The sequence below is a fragment of the Rhizobium sp. Root483D2 genome (assembly GCF_001426685.1).
Lineage (GTDB): Bacteria > Pseudomonadota > Alphaproteobacteria > Rhizobiales > Rhizobiaceae > Pararhizobium > Pararhizobium qamdonense.
The window spans coordinates 72,209-93,514 of sequence record NZ_LMFB01000005.1 but is presented as its reverse complement, the minus strand read 5'-3'; the positions used below and the strand labels follow the sequence as shown (position 1 = coordinate 93,514).

22 protein-coding genes are annotated in these 21,306 nt (G+C 61.3%); 4 read left to right on the top strand and 18 right to left on the bottom strand.

Going from position 1 to position 21,306, the window contains the following annotated elements:
• Nucleotides 1-36: 36 nt before the first annotated feature.
• The 6 genes from ASD32_RS03975 to minC all read right to left on the bottom strand — a co-directional run bounded on the left by ASD32_RS03975 (nt 37) and on the right by minC (nt 4,637).
• Nucleotides 37-1,335, bottom strand: coding sequence for a CmpA/NrtA family ABC transporter substrate-binding protein (locus ASD32_RS03975; RefSeq protein WP_060636605.1), 1,299 nt, complete (start codon nt 1,333-1,335; stop codon nt 37-39).
• A 34-nt stretch (nt 1,336-1,369) separates the two neighbouring features.
• A complete protein-coding gene (locus ASD32_RS03970; protein WP_060636604.1) occupies nt 1,370-1,957 on the bottom strand; it encodes an ANTAR domain-containing response regulator in 588 nt (195 codons plus the stop codon).
• Nucleotides 1,958-2,149: 192 nt separating this feature from the next.
• Nucleotides 2,150-2,647 carry a hypothetical protein gene (locus ASD32_RS03965; protein WP_060636603.1) on the bottom strand — a complete coding sequence of 166 codons (498 nt, stop codon included), beginning with the start codon at nt 2,645-2,647 and terminating at the stop codon, nt 2,150-2,152.
• Nucleotides 2,648-2,778: 131 nt separating this feature from the next.
• On the bottom strand, nt 2,779-3,042 hold the full coding sequence (gene minE / locus ASD32_RS03960) for a cell division topological specificity factor MinE (protein ID WP_060636602.1): 264 nt from the start codon (nt 3,040-3,042) through the stop codon (nt 2,779-2,781).
• Complete coding sequence (gene minD, locus ASD32_RS03955) at nt 3,039-3,854, bottom strand: septum site-determining protein MinD (RefSeq protein ID WP_060636601.1); 816 nt, start codon at nt 3,852-3,854, stop codon at nt 3,039-3,041. The genes minE and minD overlap by 4 nt, the downstream gene beginning before the upstream one ends.
• Nucleotides 3,855-3,887: 33 nt before the next feature.
• Nucleotides 3,888-4,637, bottom strand: coding sequence for a septum site-determining protein MinC (gene minC, locus ASD32_RS03950; RefSeq protein ID WP_060636600.1), 750 nt, complete (start codon nt 4,635-4,637; stop codon nt 3,888-3,890).
• Between the two features lie 474 nt (nt 4,638-5,111).
• Between minC and ASD32_RS03945 the strand changes: the two genes are divergently transcribed.
• Together ASD32_RS03945 and ASD32_RS03940 are read left to right on the top strand one after the other, a co-directional pair.
• Nucleotides 5,112-5,465, top strand: coding sequence for a hypothetical protein (locus tag ASD32_RS03945; RefSeq protein ID WP_060636599.1), 354 nt, complete (start codon nt 5,112-5,114; stop codon nt 5,463-5,465).
• Nucleotides 5,466-5,808: 343 nt separating this feature from the next.
• Entirely contained in the window at nt 5,809-6,564 is a 756-nt protein-coding gene (locus ASD32_RS03940) for an MBL fold metallo-hydrolase (protein WP_060636598.1), read from the top strand.
• A 26-nt stretch (nt 6,565-6,590) separates the two neighbouring features.
• Here the strand turns inward: ASD32_RS03940 and ASD32_RS03935 are convergent, their stop codons facing one another.
• Nucleotides 6,591-7,361 carry an SDR family oxidoreductase gene (locus tag ASD32_RS03935; RefSeq protein ID WP_200953557.1) on the bottom strand — a complete coding sequence of 257 codons (771 nt, stop codon included), beginning with the start codon at nt 7,359-7,361 and terminating at the stop codon, nt 6,591-6,593.
• A gap of 23 nt (nt 7,362-7,384) precedes the next feature.
• Here ASD32_RS03935 and ASD32_RS03930 point away from each other — a divergent pair, with 23 nt between their 5' ends.
• Complete coding sequence (locus ASD32_RS03930) at nt 7,385-8,338, top strand: LysR family transcriptional regulator (protein ID WP_060636597.1); 954 nt, start codon at nt 7,385-7,387, stop codon at nt 8,336-8,338.
• A 5-nt stretch (nt 8,339-8,343) separates the two neighbouring features.
• Here ASD32_RS03930 and ASD32_RS03925 read toward each other — a convergent pair whose 3' ends face one another.
• The 10 genes from ASD32_RS03925 to ASD32_RS03880 all read right to left on the bottom strand — a co-directional run bounded on the left by ASD32_RS03925 (nt 8,344) and on the right by ASD32_RS03880 (nt 19,280).
• On the bottom strand, nt 8,344-9,114 hold the full coding sequence (locus tag ASD32_RS03925; protein ID WP_060636596.1) for an enoyl-CoA hydratase: 771 nt from the start codon (nt 9,112-9,114) through the stop codon (nt 8,344-8,346).
• 24 nt (nt 9,115-9,138) lie between these two features.
• The gene (gene mmsB, locus ASD32_RS03920; RefSeq protein WP_060636595.1) at nt 9,139-10,035 is read right to left on the bottom strand and encodes a 3-hydroxyisobutyrate dehydrogenase; all 897 of its coding nucleotides are present in this window, start codon (nt 10,033-10,035) and stop codon (nt 9,139-9,141) included.
• Nucleotides 10,032-11,135 (bottom strand): enoyl-CoA hydratase/isomerase family protein, encoded by a 1,104-nt coding sequence (locus ASD32_RS03915; protein ID WP_060636594.1) that lies wholly within the window; start codon nt 11,133-11,135, stop codon nt 10,032-10,034. The genes mmsB and ASD32_RS03915 overlap by 4 nt, the downstream gene beginning before the upstream one ends.
• On the bottom strand, nt 11,119-12,510 hold the full coding sequence (gene lpdA, locus ASD32_RS03910) for a dihydrolipoyl dehydrogenase (RefSeq protein ID WP_060636593.1): 1,392 nt from the start codon (nt 12,508-12,510) through the stop codon (nt 11,119-11,121). Before lpdA ends, ASD32_RS03915 begins: the two co-directional genes overlap by 17 nt.
• A 4-nt stretch (nt 12,511-12,514) precedes the next feature.
• Complete coding sequence (locus ASD32_RS03905; RefSeq protein ID WP_060636592.1) at nt 12,515-13,834, bottom strand: dihydrolipoamide acetyltransferase family protein; 1,320 nt, start codon at nt 13,832-13,834, stop codon at nt 12,515-12,517.
• A gap of 2 nt (nt 13,835-13,836) precedes the next feature.
• Nucleotides 13,837-14,850 (bottom strand): alpha-ketoacid dehydrogenase subunit beta, encoded by a 1,014-nt coding sequence (locus tag ASD32_RS03900; protein ID WP_060636591.1) that lies wholly within the window; start codon nt 14,848-14,850, stop codon nt 13,837-13,839.
• Between the two features lies 1 nt (nt 14,851).
• Entirely contained in the window at nt 14,852-16,084 is a 1,233-nt protein-coding gene (locus ASD32_RS03895) for a thiamine pyrophosphate-dependent enzyme (protein ID WP_060636590.1), read from the bottom strand.
• A 65-nt stretch (nt 16,085-16,149) separates the two neighbouring features.
• The gene (locus tag ASD32_RS03890; protein ID WP_060636589.1) at nt 16,150-17,277 is read right to left on the bottom strand and encodes an acyl-CoA dehydrogenase family protein; all 1,128 of its coding nucleotides are present in this window, start codon (nt 17,275-17,277) and stop codon (nt 16,150-16,152) included.
• Nucleotides 17,278-17,302: 25 nt separating this feature from the next.
• The gene (locus ASD32_RS03885; protein ID WP_060636894.1) at nt 17,303-18,490 is read right to left on the bottom strand and encodes an acetyl-CoA C-acyltransferase; all 1,188 of its coding nucleotides are present in this window, start codon (nt 18,488-18,490) and stop codon (nt 17,303-17,305) included.
• Nucleotides 18,491-18,512: 22 nt separating this feature from the next.
• Nucleotides 18,513-19,280, bottom strand: a complete 768-nt coding sequence (locus ASD32_RS03880; protein WP_060636588.1) for a 3-hydroxyacyl-CoA dehydrogenase — start codon at nt 19,278-19,280, stop codon at nt 18,513-18,515.
• Between the two features lie 191 nt (nt 19,281-19,471).
• Between ASD32_RS03880 and ASD32_RS03875 the strand changes: the two genes are divergently transcribed.
• Nucleotides 19,472-20,482: an AraC family transcriptional regulator gene (locus ASD32_RS03875; protein ID WP_060636587.1), complete on the top strand. Its 1,011-nt coding sequence runs from the start codon at nt 19,472-19,474 to the stop codon at nt 20,480-20,482.
• 49 nt (nt 20,483-20,531) lie between these two features.
• On the opposite strand, the gene ASD32_RS03870 is transcribed toward ASD32_RS03875, so the two are convergent.
• Nucleotides 20,532-21,218 (bottom strand): GntR family transcriptional regulator, encoded by a 687-nt coding sequence (locus ASD32_RS03870; protein WP_060636892.1) that lies wholly within the window; start codon nt 21,216-21,218, stop codon nt 20,532-20,534.
• Nucleotides 21,219-21,306: the final 88 nt, after the last annotated feature.

Below are 21,306 nucleotides of genomic sequence, written 5' to 3'. Positions count from 1 at the left end.
TCCGGAGAAATTTTGTGCAATGCAAAATGCAAAACGTCAGATGTCATCGCCGAAACTGCCGTCGCGAAGCACTGTTTTGACCGGAAATCCCGCGACGTAATCGGCGATCCGCCCGGGATCGAAGACCTGGCCATCCATGAAGCGGTCACCGTCTGCAGCGCCCTCGATAGCCATGTCTGCCTCTGCCGGACAAGCCTTCCCGCCAAGCGCAAGGCGGTAGATATCCGGCCTATAGGCGGCGGCCGCCGCCGTCCCACCCTCAGGCGAAAAATCGGTCTGTCCCCAGCGGATCATCTGGCTGTAAAGCCAAAGCGCCTGGCTCGGCCGCGGGTAATTGGCCGCGCCCGCATGGAAGGTGAAGTAGTTGGTGATAATGCGCCGGTTCCCCTCGGCATCAAGGTTGAATTCGCCGGCAAGAACCCGGCGGATAATATCGACCGGGGCCGAGATATAGCGGCTGTCGGCCAGTGCCGCAGACAGTGCATCATGATTGACCGGATCATCACACCAGCGCGCGGCGGCATCGAGCGCGACGATCAGCCGTGAGACGGTTTCCGGGTGAGTTTCTGCCCATTCCGGCCGCATGCCGATCACCTTTTCCGGTGCTGACGGCCATATATCCTGCTTTGCGGCGACGATGCGGCCGACGCCGCGTTCGGACGCGACCATATTCCAGGGCGCACCAACGCAAAAGCCATCGATGGCACCAGCTGCCAGTGCGTCCGATGTCATCGGCGGCGGCACGACGACAAGTTTGACATCCCTGTCCGGATCGATGCCGCCGGCGGCCAGCCAGAAGCGGAACTCGTAGTTATGGGAGGAGAAGGGGTAGGTGACCCCCAGCGTTGGCAGCGGTTCGCCGCGTGCCTTCATGCCAAGTATCACCTTGGCCAATGCCTGCGCATTGTCCAGTGCGCCGGCCGTCTCCGGAAGCTCTGCCTCGCGCCGCATGCGGGCATAGAGCCGGGCCGAAAGCGTGATGGCGTTACCGCCACGCCCCAGCGAAAATGGCGTGATGGTCGGCGAAGGGTTGGAGCCAAGCCCCAGCATCGAGGCAACCGGCATCGGCGACAGCATATGGGCGATATCAAACTGGCGGAAGGCCAGCCGGTCGCGGACATTGGCCCAGGACACGTCCTTGACGAGATCGAGAAGGATGCCTTCCTTCTGTGCAAAGCCGAATTCGGCGGCTGCAATCAGCACTGAGGCATCGACAAGCGGAATGAACCCGGCGCGCAGCGTGCGCGGACCTTCGCCGGTCAGCCGTCCAGGCGCCGCCAGTTGGCTATTGCCGCCGGGCGGTGCGCCGGACGGATGCGTGGATTTCGTCATCATGTTCACTCCACTGCCTCCCTGGGCATCCCGGCCGTCACATCAAAAGCCGTGCGGCGGTAACGACGCTTTGCGCGATGTCCGCCATCTTCTTCTTTTCGTTCATGGCTGTCTGGCGCAGCAGTGCGAAAGCCTGCTCTTCCGACAGACCGCGCATCTTCATCAAAATGCCCTTGGCGCGCTCGACGATCTTGCGCTCTTCAAGCGCCGATTTCGCCTGCGCCAGTTCGCGCTGCAGTCTTGAGAACGCGTTGAAACGGCTGACGGCCATGTCGAGGATTGGTTTGACCCGCTCTTTCTTCAAACCGTCGACGATATAGGCGGAGACGCCGGCATCGACGGCAGCCTCGATGGAGGCCGTGTCCGAGCGATCGACAAACATGGCGATCGGCCGCCCGACCGTCCGGGTCAGCTGGAACAGGTGCTCCATCATGTCGCGATTGGGGTTTTCCAGATCGATGAAGATCACATCGGGCCGCAGCGTCTCGATGATCCGCGCAATACCATTGACCTCGTGCACGACGGTCACATTCGCATGCCCCGCCTCGCGCAATCCTTCCTCGATGATCGACGCGCGGATCGCGTTCTCATCGATGACAAGAATGGTGAGGTCGAGATAAGCCATTCGGCATTCATGACGCAGCGCAACACAGAGCGCAACATGAAATCGCCTAAAATTGGGGCATTCTCAAAAAAGATCAAAAGCTAGGCGTTTTCGGCTTGCCCCTGCAGCCGCACAGGTTAATGCGCCAGGGTGGGAAGGCGTGTAGACTTTAGGAATACTGCCCCACACTCGTCAGCCTGCTTCCAATGCTGACTACCTGGATAGGCGGATATCGCTCGTCACGACGTTCCGGCCGGTCTTTGGATCCTTGTCCGTGGTGCGCAGGCGCAAGCCCCTCGTGCCAAGCTTTTCGATCGTCATCTGGGCGCTGCGATCGCCGTTGATCTCCCGGCTCCAGCGGACGGCAAAGTTGATTGTGTTGCCGCGCCTGGTCCCGGAAAGCCGCGAAGGACGTCCTGACGGGCCGATATAGGTGCCGCTGTAAGTCGCTCCGTTTGCCTTGATATCGGCAGAGACTGCCCGGCGCACGACAAGCAGACCCCGGCACTGTCCCGTCATGGACAATGCCGCGCCCCTGGGACGGCTCGCGAACGTGCACGTTACATTGACCGGGGAGGAGCCGATTTTCGTGATCACGATGCCCTTGCCTGACCAGGCACCACCAATGGATTTGAGAAAACCGCTTTCGTCTGCAAGGACAGGCTGGGAAAAGGCTGCGATGAGGACCGCAGCCATAAGAGCGATTTTCATGGGGAATCCTTTGACAATTGCGCGCATCAGGCACAATCGCCATCCTTGGAAAAGGTTCCATAATCGCATCGGCGCTGGATTGACCACCGGGGAGGACGGCTAGCATTATTGCCGGATGAAGCAGATGGCCTTCAGGCCGCCTTCCTCGTGGCATCGAAGGGGATTTCGACATCGACCACGAGTGTCGAGACCTGGATGCCGCGCTCCAGCTTGACGCTGACCTTTTCGCTGTCGATCTCCATATGCTTGGAAATCGCCCGGAGAATTTCGTCGCGCAATTTGACGACGAGGTCGGAATCGCCAGCCGATGCCCGCTCATGCGCGAGCAGCACCTGCAGCCGTTCGCGGGCAGCCGGTGCGGACTGCGATTTGGAAAACAGACGGAACAGGTTCATGCCGCTTTCCTTCCAAAGATCTTGCCGAACAGGCTGCGCTTTTCGCCGGGGATGGTGATCGGCAGGATTTCGCCCCTCAACCTGCGCGCCGCATCGAAATAGGCCATGGCCGGCGCACTGCGGCCGTCCGCGAGCGTGACGGGGGCGCCGACATTCGACGCGCGCAGCACATCCATGCTTTCCGGAATGATGCCGAGAAGCGGGATCGACAGGATATCGAGGACATCGTCGACTTTCAGCATATCGCCGCGTTCGGCGCGGCCCGCGTCGTAACGGGTCAAGAGCAGGTGCTTTTCCATCTGCTCGCCGTTTTCGGCCTTCAGTGTCTTGGAATCGAGCAGTCCGATGATGCGGTCGGAATCGCGCACCGAGGACACCTCCGGATTGGTCACGACGATCGCAACGTCGGCATGACGCATGGCGAGCGTCGCGCCACGTTCGATGCCTGCGGGACTGTCGCAGATCACCCAATCAAAGGCGTTCTTCAACGCCTCGATAACCTTTTCCACGCCTTCCGGCGTCAGATTGTCCTTGTCGCGGGTTTGCGAGGCGGCGAGCAGGTAGAGCGTTTCCACGCGCTTGTCGCGGATCAGCGCCTGCGTCAGCTTCGCTTCGCCCTGGATGACATTGACGAGATCATAGACGACGCGCCGCTCAGCGCCCATCACGAGGTCGAGATTGCGCAGGCCGACATCGAAATCCACCACCACGACCTTGTCGCCATTTTGCGCGAGCGCTGCGCCCAAAGCTGCAGTCGATGTCGTCTTGCCGACCCCGCCCTTGCCGGACGTCACCACAATTACCTTGCCCATATACCTCTCCAATTCAACAAAACCGTCTTCGTTTTAGCCGAGCGCTTCAGCCTTGATCGTCTCGCCTTCAAGCCAGATCTGGACTGCTTTTCCCCGCAGCCGTGGATCCATGTCCTCCGCCGTCTGGTAGAATCCGTCGATTGCGATCAGCTCCGCTTCCAGCTTGCGGCAGAAGATCCGCGCCGACGCGTTGCCCATCGTACCCGCCATCGCCCGCCCTCTCAGCGCGCCATAGACATGGATCGATCCCCCGGCGACCACTTCCGCACCGGATGCAACCGAGCCGGTAATGGTGATGTCGCCCTCGGGATGAAACAGCGCCTGCCCCGAGCGAACCGGTTGGCTGACAACAAGCGACGGCGCGGCTTTCGTTGGTGCAGAGGAAGAGGCTATGACAGCCTCAACCACCGCTGCGTCCGCCAAGGCTGGCTTTTCCGTTTCCCCGGCACTCGGCAATTCCACATCGGAGGCCGGACGCCCATCCTGCATGGCTGGCGGCAGGTCGGGCCCGAGCAAAGAAGAGCGCGCACCCTCGATCCCCATCACTCTGACGTTTCGCGCACCGAGCTGGCTGACAAGCTCGCGCAGCTGCGCACGATCGATCTCAAGACCCTGAACATCGAGCACGATCGGGCGCCGCAGGAAGAACCCGGCGGAACGGGACGCAAGCGCATCGAGCTGCACGAGCCAATCTTCAAATGGCAGCTCGGGCGCCAACGCAAGCGCAAGAAAGGATCGCCCCTTAAGACGGATCGGCCGGGATTGTGTTAACACATCATTCAACTTGGTAAATTTTCCGTTGCCACCGTTCTGCGAGAAAATGGTTAACAGAAGGTTAATGGAAGGCTACGCATATAGGGGTTTGATGAGAGGCCTTACCAATGTGAAGCTTCATCTTAGACGCCGATGCGACGCGCCATGGATTAGCGATTTTACGATTGGCCGAACCTTTCAGAGCCAATGAGAGCGGACGCCACGCGTGACTGGAAAATTAATTTTCGCCGCGAAATGCAACGAGCAACATTTTCATGCGTACTGCAAGTGGCGGTTTCTTATAAGAACCGTTGTTACGATTGTTCATTATACTGGACATTTGAATTGTGTTTTCGCGCTACGGCTATCCAATTATTAGCGGTCGCTTGCTGCCATTTCTTAAAACCATTATCCGAATAAATTTCTTGCATAAGTTGCGGCAGCAGGTATGCTGCGATGCACAAAAATTTAATATACATAAGACAAATTTAATTGGAGGCAGTTTTGCTCCTGAATAAGATTTTCTCGTTTAACTGGACAAAAGTTCCTGATGGCAACCAGGATGTAGAGGCTCTCCTTAGAGGCTATTCGCTCTTCAACGAGGCTGATTATTTGTTAGCTCACCCAGATGTAGCTCTTGCTGTATCGGATGGTACATTTTTGTCTGCACTGCAACACTTTCAGCTGTATGGGAACGCGGAGAGCAGGTTTCCCGGCTATTCAGGGTTTAACTGGGATGACTATATAAAAGCGAATGCTGACTTGGCAGATTTTCGGAAAGACGGTGATCCGGAAGCGAAAGCAAAGAAACACTTTAAAGAAGCGGGCTACGCAGAAGGTAGAAGGATACGGCCCTGATTGAACCGGTTGGTGGCCTTCACTGCATTGGCAGGTTAACAAGACCTAAAATCTATCCGCAGTTGCAAGGTGATTGCATGGCGGTTACGCCCGCATTTAATTTTTTACTAGCGCGCTGGGGGTAAATTCTTGCTAGCGTAACANACACGTCAAAAGCAGTATATTAGTTCCATAATCTATCTTATGTGATAGATATATGTAGCCGGGGTGGGTTCAAGACTCAATCGCGACAAATACCTCGCCCTGTGTTCCCTACAGCATCCCTACTTTTAGACTTGCTTTTATTCCAACAGGCGCGACGATGGCACGAACAATCCCGCCAGCTCCTATTGAGGAAACTCGCATGAAACTCCAGCTAATCCGCAATGCCACATTGAAGCTGGAATATGCCGGGCGTACCGTTCTGATTGATCCTTATTTCGCAGACAAACACAGCTTGCCGTCGTTTACCGGCCGGTCGCCCAATCCGATGGTGGAGCTTCCGATCGCCATTGAGGATATTCTGGAGGGTGTGGAGATGGTGATCGTGTCGCATCTTCATACCGATCACTTCGATGATGTTGCGATGCAGCGGGTGCCGAAACATTTGCCGCTTTTCTGTCAGCCGGGTGACGAAGAAACCATTCGCGGGGCCGGGTTTAGCAATGTGACGCCTTTGGCCGGCACTGCGATCTGGCGGGGACTGACACTGACGCGCCGCGAAGGCAGCCATGGTCTTGGGCCGGTGGTCGAACTGATGGGGCACGTCATGGGATTCACCCTTGAAGCTGCGGAGGAGCCTTCGGTCTATTGGGCTGGCGATACCGTTCTCTACTCACCGGTAACTGACGTGATCGCCGCGAGCACGCCGGATGTCATCGTCACCCATTCCTGCGGCGCGCGCTGGGATGGAGACCTGATCGTGATGGACGCTGCTGAAACGGTTGCCGTATGCGAAGCCGCACCGGATGCCATTGTCATTGCCACCCATATGGAAGCGCTTGATCATGCGACGATCAGCCGTGAAGATCTGCGGCACGTGGCGGATGCGAAGGGCATAGCGGCTTCGCGGTTGCTGATTCCGGCGGATGGCGAGACGGTGGCCGTTGGGCGGCCTTGACCGGCTGGGCGCCCCCGTTTCCTATTTTAGCGCAGCGTGTAGCCGCCGTCGCTGTAGAGCGTTGATCCGTTCATATTGCCGTTGTCGAGCAGGAAAAGGGCCGCATCCGCAGCGTCTTCGACGGTCCCGACCTCGCCGGTGAGGGCGATTGTCCGCCAGCTTTCGAAAACTGGTTCGCGAATGGAGGCGTCGCGGTTGCGCCAGAGGTTGCTGTCGATCGGGCCGGGCGACAGGCAGTTGACACGGAGCGGCTTCAGTTCGACGGCCAGCGCCCGGGCAAGCCCCTCGATTGCGGCATTGCAGGCGGAATAGGCGGGATTGCCGATCGGGCGAACCGAGGCGGCGCCCGACATCAGCACGATGGCTGCATTCTTGGCAAAGTGAGGCAGCGCCGTGTGCACGGCCCAATATTGGCCCCAGAACTTTGCCCGGAAGGGGCTTTCGGCCGTCTGCGCATCGGCATCGCGGAACGAGGCGGTGCGATAGGTGGTGCCGGGGGTGAACAATCCCGCCAGATCCTCCTCTCCGGCAAAAAAACCTGCAAGCGACGCCCGGTCCTCAATATCGACAGACCGGATGCTGGCCAGCGGACCGAGTTGCCGGGCTGCCGCCTCCAGTCTTTCGCTGTTTCTGCCACCGATCAGGACGCGGTCGCCCCGCTCAACAAGCCGTTGCGCAAGGCCAAGGCCCATTCCCGAGGTGCCGCCGATGACGGCATATGTTTTTGCTGTTCTCATGACAGCGATTGTATTGGTGACTTTACGGCCGGAGAAGCGACATCCGGTCTTGGCATTCATGACTTGATTTCGTTAAATCGCGCATGACAAGGAATGACCGAACCGGATCGATCCGCATTTTCATCGCTGTCTGCAGCGCCCGCTCTTTCGCGGCAGCCGCAGTGCAGCTTCATCTGTCGCCGTCTGCCGTGGCAAAGGCGATTGCAAGACTGGAGACCCGGCTCGGCGTTCGCCTGATCGAAAGGACGACTCGGCGGCTGCAGTTGACGCAGGAAGGCGAACGCTATTTCAAGAGTTGCAGCCAGGCGCTCCATGAGATCGACCGGATCGAGGCGGAGCTGGCGGCGACGCGGTCGGAGCCGAGTGGGCTGGTGCGGATCAGCCTGCCGCCGCTATTTGGTAGGTCCGTTGTTGCTCCCGCACTTTTTGCCTTGGCGGATGTCCATCCCCTGCTCTCCTTCGACATCACGCTCAAAGGCGAGAAAGCCGATTTTGTTGCGCAGCAGGTGGATGTGGCCGTAAGGATCGGCCAACTGGAGGATACGTCGGGCTTGACTGCCCGCCGTCTTGGCACCCAGACGATCGTGCTGTGTGCATCCACCGCCTATCTCGACCGGCACGGCACGCCGCAATCGCTAAGCGATCTTGCGGCACACCGGCTGATCGCGACCAGTGGCGAGAGAGGCGTTGTGCCCTGGTCCATCAATGCGTCTGATGCCGCAGGCGCCGATGACAGGGTCGAGACATGGGTGCCCCCTGCCCGGCTGTTGCTCGACGGCAGTGCGCTCACGCTTGCGGCGATCAAGGCCGGTCACGGCATCGGCCTGTTGCCGCAGTGGCTGGCGGCGCCGGAGCTTGCGTCGGGGGCGTTGAAACAGGTGATGGCAGGGCGGATCGGTAGCGATCTGCCCATTCATGTGGTCTGGCCAAGCGCTCCGGTGATGCTGCCGCGATTGCGCGTGACGATCGATGCGATCGTGGCGGCCACCCGCCGTTCGGTGATCTGGGATGGCGCAGGCGAGGCGCGTCCGGTTTAGAGCCTCTATTTGCCTTGAAACTGCGGCGGCCGTTTTTCGATGAAGGCGGACATGCCTTCCTTCTGGTCCTGAGTGGCAAACAGCGCGTGAAAAATCCGGCGTTCGAACAGGATGCCTTCGCGCAGGCCGCCCTCGAGCGCACGATCGACGGCTTCGCGCGCCGCCATGGTGGCGGATTTGCCGTATCCGGCGATGGTTTGGGCGGCGGCCAATGTTTCCTCCAGCAGTTTTTCCGCCGGGATTATGCGGGCGACGAGGCCGCAGCGTTCGGCCTCTGCCGCATCCATCATCCGGCCGGTCAGGATCATGTCCATCGCCTTGGCCTTGCCGACCAGCTTTGTCAGCCGCTGCGATCCCCCCATGCCGGGAATGACGCCGAGCTTGATTTCCGGCTGGCCGAACATGGCGGTGTCGGCGGCAAAGATCATGTCGCACATCATCGCCAGTTCGCAACCGCCGCCCAGCGCATAGCCGGAAACCGCAGCAATCTTGGGCGTGCGGAACGAGGCGAACCGGTCCCAGGCGGCAAAGAAGTCCTCGCCGAACATATCGGGGAACGACTTGTCCGCCATTTCCTTGATATCCGCGCCCGCAGCAAAGGCCTTGTCCGAGCCTTTCAGCACGAAACAGCCGACGCCCGGATCGCGGTCGAGCGGCGCAAGCTCTGTCGCCAATGCGTTCATGATGTCTGAGTTGAGCGCGTTGCGGGCGGCGGGGCGGTTCAGCGTGACGATGACGACGCGGTCCTGCTGTTCGATGATGATCGGTTCTTCCATGGACAGAATCCTCTTGGCGGCGTTTCAGGCTGTGTCAGACAGTGCTTGTTGTTGCCGGAGCATATCGATGATCCCGGAAAAATCCTTGCCGTCGTTTCCGAGCTCGTTGAACAGCGTGTAGAGCTCGGCTGCCTTTGCGCCAAGCGGCGTGACGGCGCCGGCCGATTGGGCTGCCTCCTGCGACAGCTTCAGGTCCTTCAGCATCAGCGCGCCGGCAAACCCCGGCTTGTAACCATGATTGGCCGGCGATGCAGGGACGGGGCCAGGGACCGGGCAATAGGTGGTGAGTGACCAGCACTGGCCGGAGGAAACCGAGGCGACATCGAACAACGCCTGATGCGAGAGGCCGAGCTTTTCGCCAAGCACGAAGGCTTCGCCGACAGCAATCATGCTGATGCCCAGGATCATGTTGTTGCAGATTTTTGCCGCCTGGCCTGCCGCCGGTCCGCCGCAATGGATGATCTTCTTGCCCATCGCCGCAAAGACCGGCTGGGATTTTGCAAATACATCCTCTTCGCCGCCGACCATGAAGGTCAGCGTGCCGGCGGCAGCACCTCCCGTGCCACCGGAAACGGGCCCGTCCAGCGACGGGCAGTGATGGGCGGCCGCCAGGCCGTGCGCCTTGCGGGCGCTGTCGATATCGATGGTCGAGCAATCGATCAGAAGCGTGCCGGGAGGAACGGTGGCGACCAGCTCCTGCCAGACAGACAGGACATGTTTGCCGGCGGGAAGCATGGTGATGACGGTATCGGCGCCTGCAACTGCGTCGGTCAGCGAGGCGCAGGCGATCACCCCCTTGTCTCTTGCCTCGTCCAGCAGCGGCTGTGAAAGATCGAAGCCCCTGACCGCATGGCCCGCCTTGACCAGATTGGCAGCCATCGGGCCGCCCATATGACCCAGACCGATAAATCCGATCGTCATGCTGGTGATCCTTCCTTGATCCTGTTTGAAAAGAGCGGGTGGCTGGAGGGCTGGAAATAGGCATCGACATCGGCTGCGGTGACATCGGCAAGCCGCTGCGGCCGCCATTGCGGATTGCGGTCCTTGTCGATCACGGCCGCGCGCACGCCCTCGTAGAAATCATGGCTGCGCAGAACCGCAGCCGTCGCTGAAAATTCCCGTTCAAGGCAGTCTTCCCGCGTGCCGGTTTTGCGCCCGAGCCGCAAAAGACGCAGCGTGACATTGAGGCTAAGGGGTGACTTGGCCGCAAGAACGGTAAGAAGTTTTTTGGCAAAAGGGCTGTCATCCGAACGCAGGGCAGCGATGATGTCTTCGATCATGTCGAAGGCAAAAAGGCGATCGATCGCAGGTTGCTGCGGCTCCAGGACGCCGGCCGGCGGTTTTTCAGAAAAGCCCGCAATCACGGCGGAAACTGTCTCGCGTGAACTGTGGGCGGGCAGCGCGGCCAAGGCTCCGGTCAATTCCGCAAGCCGTCCGGACTTTATAAAAACATCGGCGAGACCGGCGAGAATGGCATCGGCGGCACCCAGCGGTTCACCGGTCAGGCCGATATAGGTGCCAAGTTCATGGGCCTGGCGGGTGAGAAACCATGATGCGCCGATATCCGGGAAAAAGCCGATGCCGGTTTCCGGCATGGCAAAACGGGTACGCTCGGTGACGATCCTGTGGCTGCCATAGACAGATATGCCGACGCCGCCGCCCATGACGATGCCGTCCATGATGACGGCATAGGGTTTCGGATAGCGGCTGATGCGGGCGTTGAGCCTGTATTCCTCGCGCCAGAACGTTGTCGGCACGTCCGATCCGGTTCTGCCGCCATCGTAAATGGCGCGGATATCGCCACCGGCACACAGGCCGCGCTCCCCCTCGCCGGTCACGAGCACGGCTGAAATGGAGGGGTCGCGTTCGAAATCGTCAAGTGCCGTGTCGATGTCGCGCACCATTTGTAATGTCAGACTGTTGAGCGCCTTGGGACGGTTGAGCCGGATGCGGCCGAGTGCGCCCTGGCGCTCGACCAGCGTTTCTGTCTCTGTTGCGCGCGTTTCAGATGTGGAGGGCATGGCCAAGCGCTTTCAAGGCGGCTTCCTGGAAGCCTTCGCTGCGGGTCGGATGAGCGTGGATCGTCGCTGCAATGTCTTCCAGACGTGCGCCCATTTCAATCGCCAGCGCGAAGGCGCTCGAAAGTTCGGAAACCCCGGAGCCAACCGCCTGGATGCCGAGCACGAGATTGCTGTCGGCGCGCGCCACGATGCGCACGAAGCCCTCTTCCGAAAGCATGGTCATGGCGCGGCCATTGGCATTGAAGGGGAATTGCCCGACACGGATCTCGTAACCCTGCGCCCGTGCCTCGTCGGGTGACAGACCGGCGGTGACGATCTCCGGATCGGTGAAGCAGACGGCGGGAATGCAACGCTTGTCCCAGATGCGCTTCTTGCCCGCGACGATTTCGGCGACCATCTCCCCTTGCGCCATGGCGCGGTGGGCGAGCATCGGCTCGCCGGTGATATCGCCGATGGCATGAATGCCGCGCATCGATGTCCGGCAGCGATCGTCGATGCGCAGGAAATTGCCGGCACGGTCGAGATCCAGTTCGTCCAGCCCCCAGCCTTGCGTGCGCGGCTTGCGGCCGACGGTCACGAGGATCTTGTCGGCGGCAAGCTGCTCTTCCGCGCCCTCACTGGTTTCGATCAAAAGCGCGTTGCCGGATAACCCCTTTGCCCTGGCGCCGGTCAGGACGCGGATACCGAGATCGGCAAGGCGCTTGGAGACCGGCTTGACAAGCTCGGCATCATATTGCGGCAGGATTTGCGACGTGGCTTCGACAATGGTGACGTTCGAGCCGAGCTTGGCGAATGCTGTGCCCAGTTCAAGCCCGATATAGCCGCCGCCGACGACCACCAGCTTTGGCGGCACGGTTTTCAGCGACAGGGCTTCGGTCGAGGAGATGACCGGTCCGCCGAAGGGCAGGAACGGAAGTTCCACCGGTTCCGACCCGGTAGCGATGACGATCGTTTCGGCGCGGATGACCTGCATTCCGGTTTCCGTTTCGACTTCCACGGTCTTGCCGTCGCGGAATTTTGCCCGGCCATGCACGATCTTCACCCGGGCCTTGCGCAACAGGCCGAGCACGCCGCTGTTCAGGCGGCCGACGATGCCGTCCTTCCAGGCAATAGTCTTGAAAAGATCGAGGTTCGGCGCTTCGACGGAGATGCCGAGCGGGCTTTTCGCTTGCGCCATGTGCGTCACCCTCTCGAATTCCTCGGCCGCATGGATCAGTGCCTTGGACGGAATGCAGCCGATATTGAGGCAGGTGCCGCCGGCCTTGACGGCTTCGACGATGACGGTATCAACGCCGAGCTGCCCCGCCCGGATGGCGCAGATATAACCGCCGGGACCCGCGCCGATGACGAGAAGTTTGCAGACGATCTCTTTCATGGGCTCAGCTTTCAATGAAAATCAGCGCAGGGGTTTCGAGCAGCGCCTTAATGCGCTGGACGAAGGTCGCCGCATCCCAGCCATCCACCACCCGGTGATCGAAGCTGGACGACAGGTTCATCATCTTGCGCGGGATGAATTGATTGCCGTCCCAGACAGGCCGCGTCATGATCTTGTTGACGCCGACGATCGCCACTTCCGGATGGTTGATAATCGGCGTCGTGGCGATGCCGCCCATGGCGCCGAGCGAGGTGATGGTGATGGTCGAGCCGGACAGCTCTTCCCGCAGCGCCGAGCCGGTGCGGGCCGCTTCCGCCAACCGCACCACTTCGGCAGCACATTCCCAGATGCCGCGCGCTTCCGCGTGGCGCACGACAGGCACCGTCAAACCAGCCGGGGTCTGGGTGGCAATGCCAATATGCACAGCGGCATGCCGGCTGATCATACCGGCGTCGTCATCGAAGGTGGCATTGACGACCGGCTGCTCATCGATCGTCTTCACCATCGCCCGCATCAGGAAGGGCAGGATCGTCAGCTTGGTTTGCTCCGGTTTGCGCGTCGCGTTCATCGCTGCACGCAAATCTTCCAGATCGGTAACGTCAATTTCCTCAACATAGGTGATATGGGGAATGCGCGACGCTGCCAGCACCATCTTTTCGGAAATGCGGCGGCGCAGGCCGGTGACCTTGATCTCCTCGATAGCGGTCCTGCGGGCAAGTCCGGTGGCCGCCGGTTGCGGATGGGCGCCGCGCGCCAGAAACTGGTCGAGATCGTCATGGGTGATGCGCCCGGCCGGGCCAGACCCCGTCACCTGCCGCAGATCGACGCCGCCATCCTGTGCCCGAAGACGGACGGCCGGCGAGGCCAGCGGCTTGTCCCCAGTCGTTTCAGATGCGGCACGCCTTCCCTTCTCCCCAGCCGGGAGACGGTGGCCCGCAGGGCCGGATGAGGGGGCTGGCTGGCTGAGAGAGGCCGGGGATACCCCCTCATCCGCCCTTTGGAAACCTTCTCCCCGCTGGAGAGAAGGGGAAGTGGCTGTTATGGTCTCCGCCATCGGAACAGCTTCCGCCTCACCGTCCTCGCCCGCGACCTGAATGCGTACCAGCGGCGCCTTGACGGCAACCGTATCGCCGATTTCGGCGCCGAGCCAAAGGACCGTGCCATTGACCGGCGACGGGATTTCGACCGTTGCCTTGTCGGTCATGACGGCGGCCAGCACCATGTCTTCGCGGACGGGATCGCCGATCTTGCAGTGCCATTCGACAAGCTCGGCCTCCGCCACGCCTTCGCCGACATCCGGCATCTTGATGATGAATTCACCCATGCTTACGCCTCCATCACTTCGGCAAGCGCACGGCCAACGCGGCCGGGTCCGGGAAAATAATCCCATTCCTGCGCATGCGGATAAGGCGTGTCCCACCCCGTCACGCGCACAATCGGAGCTTCCAGGTGATAGAAGCAATGTTCCTGCACCAGCGCTGCCAATTCAGCGCCGTAACCGGATGTCAGCGTCGCCTCGTGGACGACGACGCAGCGCCCGGTCTTGGTGACCGATTGCACGATCGTATCGAGATCGAGTGGCAACAGGCTGCGCAGGTCGATCACCTCGGCATCGACGCCCATTTCCTCGACGGCGGCCAGTGCCACATGCACCATGGTGCCATAGGCGATGACGGTGACCGCAGATCCGGGTCTGCGGATTTCTGCCTTGCCGATCGGAATGCTATAATGGCCTTCCGGCACCTCGCCGAGTTCGTGCTTGGACCACGGCGTGACCGGCCTGTCATGATGGCCGTCGAAGGGGCCGTTATAGAGGCGCTTCGGCTCGAGGAACATCACAGGGTCGGGATCTTCGATCGAGGCAATCAACAGGCCCTTGGCATCGTAGGGATTGGAGGGCACGACGACTTTCAGGCCGCAGACATGGGTAAACAGAGCCTCCGGGCTCTGGCTATGCGTCTGCCCGCCGAAAATACCGCCGCCGGTCGGCATGCGCAGCACGATCGGGCAGGTGAAGTCGCCGTTCGACCGGTAGCGGATGCGGGCGGCTTCCTGGGTGATCTGGTCATAGGCCGGGTACATATAATCGGCAAACTGGATTTCGACGCACGGTTTCAGACCATAGGCGGCCATGCCGATCGCCGTGCCGACAATGCCGCTCTCGCTGATCGGTGCGTCGAAGCAGCGGGTCTTGCCGTATTTCGCCTGGAGGCCCTGCGTGCAGCGGAACACGCCGCCGAAATAGCCGACATCCTCGCCGAACACCACCACATCGTCGTCGCGCTCCATCGAGACGTCCATGGCGCTGCGCACGGCCTCGATCATCGTCATTCTCGCCATGTCAGTATCCTGCCTTCTGCCGCTGGCGGCGAATATGGGGCGGCATTTCGGCGTAGACGCCCTCGAAGATATCCCGCACGGAGGGTCTGCCGCCGGCATGCAGGGTGCCGTGCACCTCCGCCTGTTTTTGCGCCTGGATCACCTCGTCGAGGATTTCGGCTTCCGCCTGCACATGCCGCTCTTCCGACCAGGCGCCACGCACGATCAGATGTTTCTTCAGGCGCAGGACGGGATCACCGAGCGGCCAGGCTTCCGATTCTGTTTTCGGGCGGTAGGCGCTCGGGTCGTCGGAGGTGGAATGGGCGCCGACGCGGTAGGTGACATATTCGATCAGCGTGGGGCCCAGATTGCGCCGCGCCCGCTCGGCCGCCCAGTGGGACACGGCATAGACGGCGAGATAATCGTTGCCATCGACGCGCAGCGCCGGAATGCCGAAGCCAAGGCCGCGCGCGGCAAAGGTGCCGGAGCCGCCGCGGGCAATGCCCTGGAAGGTGGAGATCGCCCATTGATTGTTGACGATATTGAGAATGACCGGCGCCTTGTAGGTCGAGGCAAAGACCAGCGCCGAATGGAAATCCGATTCGGCAGTCGAGCCATCGCCGATCCAGGCGGCAGCGATCTTGGTGTCGTTCTTGATGGCCGATGCCATGGCCCAGCCCACAGCCTGGACATATTGCGTGGCGAGATTGCCGGAGATGGTGAAGAAGCCATGGTCCTTGGAGGAATACATGATCGGCAGCTGCCGGCCGCGCAGCGGGTCTTTTTCGTTCGAGAAGATCTGGTTCATCATCTCGACCATCGGATAATCGTCGGCAATCAAAAGACCCGCCTGACGATAGGTCGGGAAGTTCATATCGCCTTTTTTCAGCGCCTTGCGGAAGGCGCAGCTGACGGCTTCCTCGCCCAGATGCTGCATGTAAAAGGATGTCTTGCCCTGCCGCTGCGCCATCAGCATGCGGGCATCGAAGGCGCGCAGCTTCATCATGTTGCGCAAGCCTGTCAGCAGTTCCTCATCCGGCAGCAAGCCCGCCCAGGGGCCGACCGCTTCGCCATCGCGGTTGAGCACGCGAATGATCGAATAGGCGAGATCGCGGATGTCTTCGGACGCCGCATCGACCTCAGGACGCGGAACGGACCCGGCCTTGGCAATATTGACGTTGGAAAAATCCGGCATGCCGCCAGGCCGGACGGCTGGTTCCGGAACATGAAGGCTCAATTGCGGGAACTCGGTCATGCCTCGTTCTTCCTCCCATTGTAGCCCTGTCTTCCAGTCTCCTCCCGGAAGCAGGGCTCGTTCTCTTATAGACTACGTGCAATCACGATGCGTTGCACGTCGCTTGTGCCCTCATAGATCTGGCAGATGCGGACATCGCGGTAGATACGCTCGACCGGGTAGTCAGACATGTAACCATAGCCGCCATGAATCTGGATCGCATCCGAGCAGACCTTTTCCGCCATTTCCGAGGCAAACAGCTTGGCCATCGACGCTTCCGTTAGGCAGGGCTCGCCGGCTTCCTTCAATGCGGCCGCATGCAACACCATCTGCCGGGCAACACTTATCTGCGTGGCCATGTCGGCAAGGCGGAAGGCGATGGCCTGATGCTCGATGATCGGCTTGCCGAAGGCGATGCGTTCGCGGGCATAATCGCGCGCCGCCTCGAAGGCTGCCCGTGCCATGCCGACCGATTGCGCGGCAATGCCGATCCGGCCGCCCTCGAGATTGGCAAGCGCAATCCTATAGCCCTCCCCCTCAGCGCCCAACCGCAAATCGGCGGGAATGCGCATATTGGTGAAGGCGATCTGGCAGGTATCGGAGGAATGCAGGCCGAGCTTCTGTTCGACGCGCACCACCTCATATCCCGGCGTCTCCGTCGGCACGATGAAGGCGGTGATGCCCTTCTTGCCGACATCGGGGTCCGTCACTGCAAACACGATGATGACATTGCCGTTCTTACCGGAGGTGATGAACTGCTTGGCACCATCGAGCACATAATGATCGCCGTCGCGGCGGGCGCGGGTACGCAGGTTGGACGCGTCGGACCCGGCCTGCGGCTCGGTCAGCGCAAAGCCGCCGATCCATTCGCCGGAGGCGAGCTTCGGCAGGAAACGCTGCTTCTGCTCTTCCGTGCCGAATTTCAGGATCGGCACGCAGCCGACGGAACTGTGTACGCTCATGATGGTCGAGCACGGCCCGTCACCTGCGGCAATCTCTTCGAGCGCAACGGCATAGGCGACCGTCCCGGTTTCCGAGCCGCCGTAGGCTTCCGGCACCAGCATGCCGAGGAAGCCGAGTTCGCCCATTTCCTTCAGCTCGTCTTTCGGAAATACATGCGACACGTCACGCCCGGCAGCGCCTGGCATGAGGCGCTCGCGGGCGAAATCGCGGGCCATGTCGCGGATCTGGATCTGTTGTTCAGACAGGATCATGTCCGGGTCTCCTCCCCTTAAATCCTCAATGCCGCTCAAGCGCGATTGCCGTCGCCTCGCCGCCGCCGATGCAGAGCGAAGCCATGCCGCGCTTCAGATCGTAACGCTCAAGGGCTGCCAGCAATGTGACGATGACGCGCGCGCCGGATGCGCCGATGGGATGGCCGAGCGCGCAGGCGCCGCCATGGACATTGACCTTGTCATGCGGCAGGTCGAGATCGCGCATCGCAGCCATGGCAACGACAGCAAAAGCCTCGTTGATCTCGAACAGATCGACATCCTTCAAGGCCCACCCGGTGCGTTCGCTGAGTTTCTTCAGCGCGCCGATCGGGGCCGTGGCAAACAGATTGGGTGCCTGCGCGTGGGTGGCGTGGCCGGTGATCGTGGCAAGCGGCGTCAGTCCCCGGCGGTTGGCCTCCGAGCGCCGCATCAGCGCCAGCGCGGCGGCGCCATCGGAAATCGAGCTGGCATTGGCTGCGGTCACGGTGCCGTTTTCGCGGAAGGCGGGTTTCAGCGTCGGGATTTTTTCAAGCCGCGCCTTTCCCGGCTGCTCGTCGCGGCTGACGACCTGTTCGGTCTTTCCCGCCTTCACCATCACCGGCGTGATCTCGGCATCGAACGAACCGTCTTCGATCGCCTTCTTGGCACGGGTGAGCGAGGTCACGGCGAAATCGTCCTGGGCGGGACGGGTAAACTGGTAGGCCTCGGCGCAGTCTTCGGCGAAGCTTCCCATCAGCCGTCCCTTGTCATAGGCGTCCTCCAGCCCGTCGAGGAACATGTGGTCGATGATGCGGCCGTGACCGAGGCGGTAACCGCTGCGGGCACGATCGAGCAGATAGGGCGCATTGCTCATGCTCTCCATGCCGCCGGCCACCGCGATATGGGCGCTCCCGGCCGCAATCAGGTCATGGGCCAGCATGGCCGCCTTCATGCCTGAGCCGCACATCTTGTTGACGGTGCTGGCACCGGTTGTAAACGGCAGGCCGGCGCCGATCGCTGCCTGGCGGGCCGGAGCCTGCCCCTGCCCGGCCGGCAGAACGCAGCCAAACACAACTTCCTCGACCAGGTCCGCTGCCACGCCACTGCGCTCCAAGGCGGCGCGGATGGAAGCCGCGCCAAGCTCGGACGCGGTCGCGCCCTGCAGATCGCCCTGAAAACCGCCCATTGGGGTTCGGGCGGAGCCGACGATGACGATGGGATCCTGCATAGTCATTTCAAAACCTCCCAAGGCCGGTTCAACGCGGCGCCATGCGCAAGGCGCCATCCAGCCGGATGACCTCGCCATTCAACATGGTGTTCTCACAGATATGGCGCACCAGAGCGGCAAATTCATCGGGGCGGCCGAGACGCGGCGGAAACGGCACGCTCTTGCCAAGCGCTTCCTGCGTCTCCGGCGGCATGCCGGCCATCATCGGCGTTTCGAAAATGCCGGGTGCGATGGTAACGACGCGAATGCCGAAACGGGCAAGTTCACGCGCGACCGGCAGCGTCATGCCGACGACGCCGCCCTTTGAGGCGGCATAGGCAGCCTGGCCGATCTGTCCGTCGAAGGCGGCGACCGAAGCCGTATTGACGATAACGCCGCGTTCGCCCTCGCTGTCTGGAGCCCCATTCTGGATGGCAACGGCGGCAAGACGGATCATGTTGAAGGTCCCGACCAGGTTGATGCCGATCGCCTGTGCAAAACTCTCAAGCCGGTGGGGGCCGTTGCGGCCGAGAACCTTTTCGCCCGGCGCAATGCCGGCACAATTCACCAGGCCATGCAGATGCCCGAAGCTCTCAAGCGCCGCCGTGACAGCCGCCTGCCCCTCGGCTTCGCTTGTCACGTCCGTCTTGATGAACCGGGCACTGGAGCCGAGATCGGCGGCAATCTGCGCACCGGCTTCGCGGTTGACATCGGCGATGACGATTTGGGCGCCAGCTTCCGCCAGCATGCGGGTGACCGCCGCACCAAGGCCGGAACCGCCGCCCGTCACCACGAAAACCTTGCCGGAAATTTTCATAGCGCTGCCCTTCCGTTTGGAAGGCGTGCGGCATTTTCATTTTGATACGTCATGCAGCCTCCCCGCCGCGTTCCGCCCATCATGCCTGATTTCCATCATGGCATGTTTGAGTCTACGCTTGCGCGGTATTGCAAGCGATGACAGAACTGTCCTTCATTTTTCGGACATTTTTGCCATAGTGGAGGATACCGATGGTGGATGCGGACCGGCGGATGATCTCGCCCTCGTTCGTCGAGGAGGCGCTCGATTGCCTGCGGCGGGCGGGCAAGCCGACGGCGCCATTGCTGGCGTCGCTGGGATTGCAGGCAATGGTCGGTACCGCGATTTCAGCCGAAAGCTACGGTGCCCTTTGGCTGGCGGTAGCGGCGGAGGTGGACGACGAGTTTTTCGGCATGGGCGAGCGGCCGATGCGCAGCGGCAGTTTCACGCTTCTGTGTCATTGCGTCCTGCATGCAAAGACGCTGGACCAGGCCCTTCGCCGGGCGCTGCGTTTTCTCAGCGTCGTGCTGGAAGATCCAAGCGGCGAACTGGTGATCCGCGACGGCCTTGCTGAAATCGTGCTGACGGACAAGGGGAATGCCCGCTCGGCCTTTGCCTACCGCACCTACTGGATCCTGCTGCATGGCATCGCCTGCTGGCTCGTCGGCCGCCGCATTCCGATACGCCGGGTGGATTTCCGCTGTGCAGAACCTCTGGAAGGAGCCGACTACCGGCTCTTCTTCGGTGCGCCCGTGCAGTTTTCACAGCCCGTCAGCTGTCTGGCGTTTGATCGCGCCGTGCTGAAACTGCCGATCGCCCGCACCGAGCAGGCGCTAAAACAGTTTTTGCGCGGTGCTCCTGCGAACATCCTCGTGCGCTACCGCTATGATGCCGGTCTCGCAGCGGGGGTCCGCAAGCGGTTGCGCGATCAGGCACCGGCGGCCTGGGCGGGCTTTGGCGACCTTGCCGCCCAGATGCACATGTCGGCCTCGACGTTACGCCATCGTCTGCAAGGCGAAGGCCAGAGCTTTGCCGGGATCAAGGACGAAATCCGCCGTGATCGCGCCATCGACATGCTGCTGAACAGTGAGGCCAGTGTCGGGGAAATTGCGGCGCAGCTCGGCTATTCCGAGCCAAGCGCCTTTCACCGCGCTTTCCGGAAATGGACGTCCAAGAGCCCGGCGGCCTTTCGGCGCGCGGCTGGAATGCCTGGCGGCGGATAGGGTCGCGATCTCCACGAGGATTGCGTCTGGCGCCGGTGTGCCCGTCGCCTTACAGTGACGCCTTCACCCTGTCCCAGGCGTTGAACAGGTGCCGGCCAAGAACTTCGGAGAGGCCGGCCTTGTCACGGGCTTCGAGTGCCGCAATCATTTCCTCATGTTCGCTGACGGCGGCCGCCCATTTTTCGGGGCCTTCATGGCCGATGAAGCGGATGCGCTTCAACCGGGTCTGCAGCATGGCATGGATATCAATGAGCGAACTGTTTTGCGCCAGCCGGACGATCGCGGTGTGGATGTCCTGGTTGAGCTTGTAATATTGCAGCCGGTCGGCGGCCTTGTAGCGGTCGATCATCTCGTCGTGCAGGGCCCGGACATGGGCGATCTCGGCATCGGTCGCCGCGTCGCAGGCAAGACGCCCGGCGAGTTCTTCCAGCGTGCGCAGCACCGTCAGCATGTCGTGCACATCTTTCGGACTGAAGCGTTTCACCACGGCACCCCGGCTCGGCACCAGTTCCACCAGCCCCTCGCTGGCGAGATATTTGATGGCCTCGCGCAGCGGCGTGCGTGACACGCCGAGCTGTTCGCCAAGCTGACCTTCATGAAGCCGGGTGCCGGGCTCCAGATCCCCTTCGATGATCATGTCGCGCAGGTGATTGACCAGCGTGTCATGCAGCGCCATGCGGCGGATCGGCCCGGCGCTGCCATCGGCGCGGCGTTGCAATGTGGAGATATCGTCCATGTCTATGCCCATCCGCTCTGCCGCGTTGAGTGTCTGAATCGTTTTTCACGCATTGCGACCATGAAGTCCGCCCGTTCCGGCGTCAACA

What these genes read in the sequence shown, in the direction of transcription:
- ASD32_RS03975 (WP_060636605.1), bottom strand. Translation starts at nt 1,335, where the DNA reads ATGATGACGAAATCCACGCATCCGTCCGGCGCACCGCCCGGCGGCAAT.
- ASD32_RS03970 (WP_060636604.1), bottom strand. Translation starts at nt 1,957, where the DNA reads ATGGCTTATCTCGACCTCACCATTCTTGTCATCGATGAGAACGCGATC.
- ASD32_RS03965 (WP_060636603.1), bottom strand. Translation starts at nt 2,647, where the DNA reads ATGAAAATCGCTCTTATGGCTGCGGTCCTCATCGCAGCCTTTTCCCAG.
- minE (WP_060636602.1), bottom strand. Translation starts at nt 3,042, where the DNA reads ATGAACCTGTTCCGTCTGTTTTCCAAATCGCAGTCCGCACCGGCTGCC.
- minD (WP_060636601.1), bottom strand. Translation starts at nt 3,854, where the DNA reads ATGGGCAAGGTAATTGTGGTGACGTCCGGCAAGGGCGGGGTCGGCAAG.
- ASD32_RS03940 (WP_060636598.1), top strand. Translation starts at nt 5,809, where the DNA reads ATGAAACTCCAGCTAATCCGCAATGCCACATTGAAGCTGGAATATGCC.
- ASD32_RS03935 (WP_200953557.1), bottom strand. Translation starts at nt 7,361, where the DNA reads ATGAATGCCAAGACCGGATGTCGCTTCTCCGGCCGTAAAGTCACCAAT.
- ASD32_RS03930 (WP_060636597.1), top strand. Translation starts at nt 7,385, where the DNA reads ATGACAAGGAATGACCGAACCGGATCGATCCGCATTTTCATCGCTGTC.
- ASD32_RS03925 (WP_060636596.1), bottom strand. Translation starts at nt 9,114, where the DNA reads ATGGAAGAACCGATCATCATCGAACAGCAGGACCGCGTCGTCATCGTC.
- mmsB (WP_060636595.1), bottom strand. Translation starts at nt 10,035, where the DNA reads ATGACGATCGGATTTATCGGTCTGGGTCATATGGGCGGCCCGATGGCT.
- ASD32_RS03915 (WP_060636594.1), bottom strand. Translation starts at nt 11,135, where the DNA reads ATGCCCTCCACATCTGAAACGCGCGCAACAGAGACAGAAACGCTGGTC.
- lpdA (WP_060636593.1), bottom strand. Translation starts at nt 12,510, where the DNA reads ATGAAAGAGATCGTCTGCAAACTTCTCGTCATCGGCGCGGGTCCCGGC.
- ASD32_RS03905 (WP_060636592.1), bottom strand. Translation starts at nt 13,834, where the DNA reads ATGGGTGAATTCATCATCAAGATGCCGGATGTCGGCGAAGGCGTGGCG.
- ASD32_RS03900 (WP_060636591.1), bottom strand. Translation starts at nt 14,850, where the DNA reads ATGGCGAGAATGACGATGATCGAGGCCGTGCGCAGCGCCATGGACGTC.
- ASD32_RS03895 (WP_060636590.1), bottom strand. Translation starts at nt 16,084, where the DNA reads ATGACCGAGTTCCCGCAATTGAGCCTTCATGTTCCGGAACCAGCCGTC.
- ASD32_RS03890 (WP_060636589.1), bottom strand. Translation starts at nt 17,277, where the DNA reads ATGATCCTGTCTGAACAACAGATCCAGATCCGCGACATGGCCCGCGAT.
- ASD32_RS03885 (WP_060636894.1), bottom strand. Translation starts at nt 18,490, where the DNA reads ATGACTATGCAGGATCCCATCGTCATCGTCGGCTCCGCCCGAACCCCA.
- ASD32_RS03880 (WP_060636588.1), bottom strand. Translation starts at nt 19,280, where the DNA reads ATGAAAATTTCCGGCAAGGTTTTCGTGGTGACGGGCGGCGGTTCCGGC.
- ASD32_RS03875 (WP_060636587.1), top strand. Translation starts at nt 19,472, where the DNA reads ATGGTGGATGCGGACCGGCGGATGATCTCGCCCTCGTTCGTCGAGGAG.
- ASD32_RS03870 (WP_060636892.1), bottom strand. Translation starts at nt 21,218, where the DNA reads ATGGACGATATCTCCACATTGCAACGCCGCGCCGATGGCAGCGCCGGG.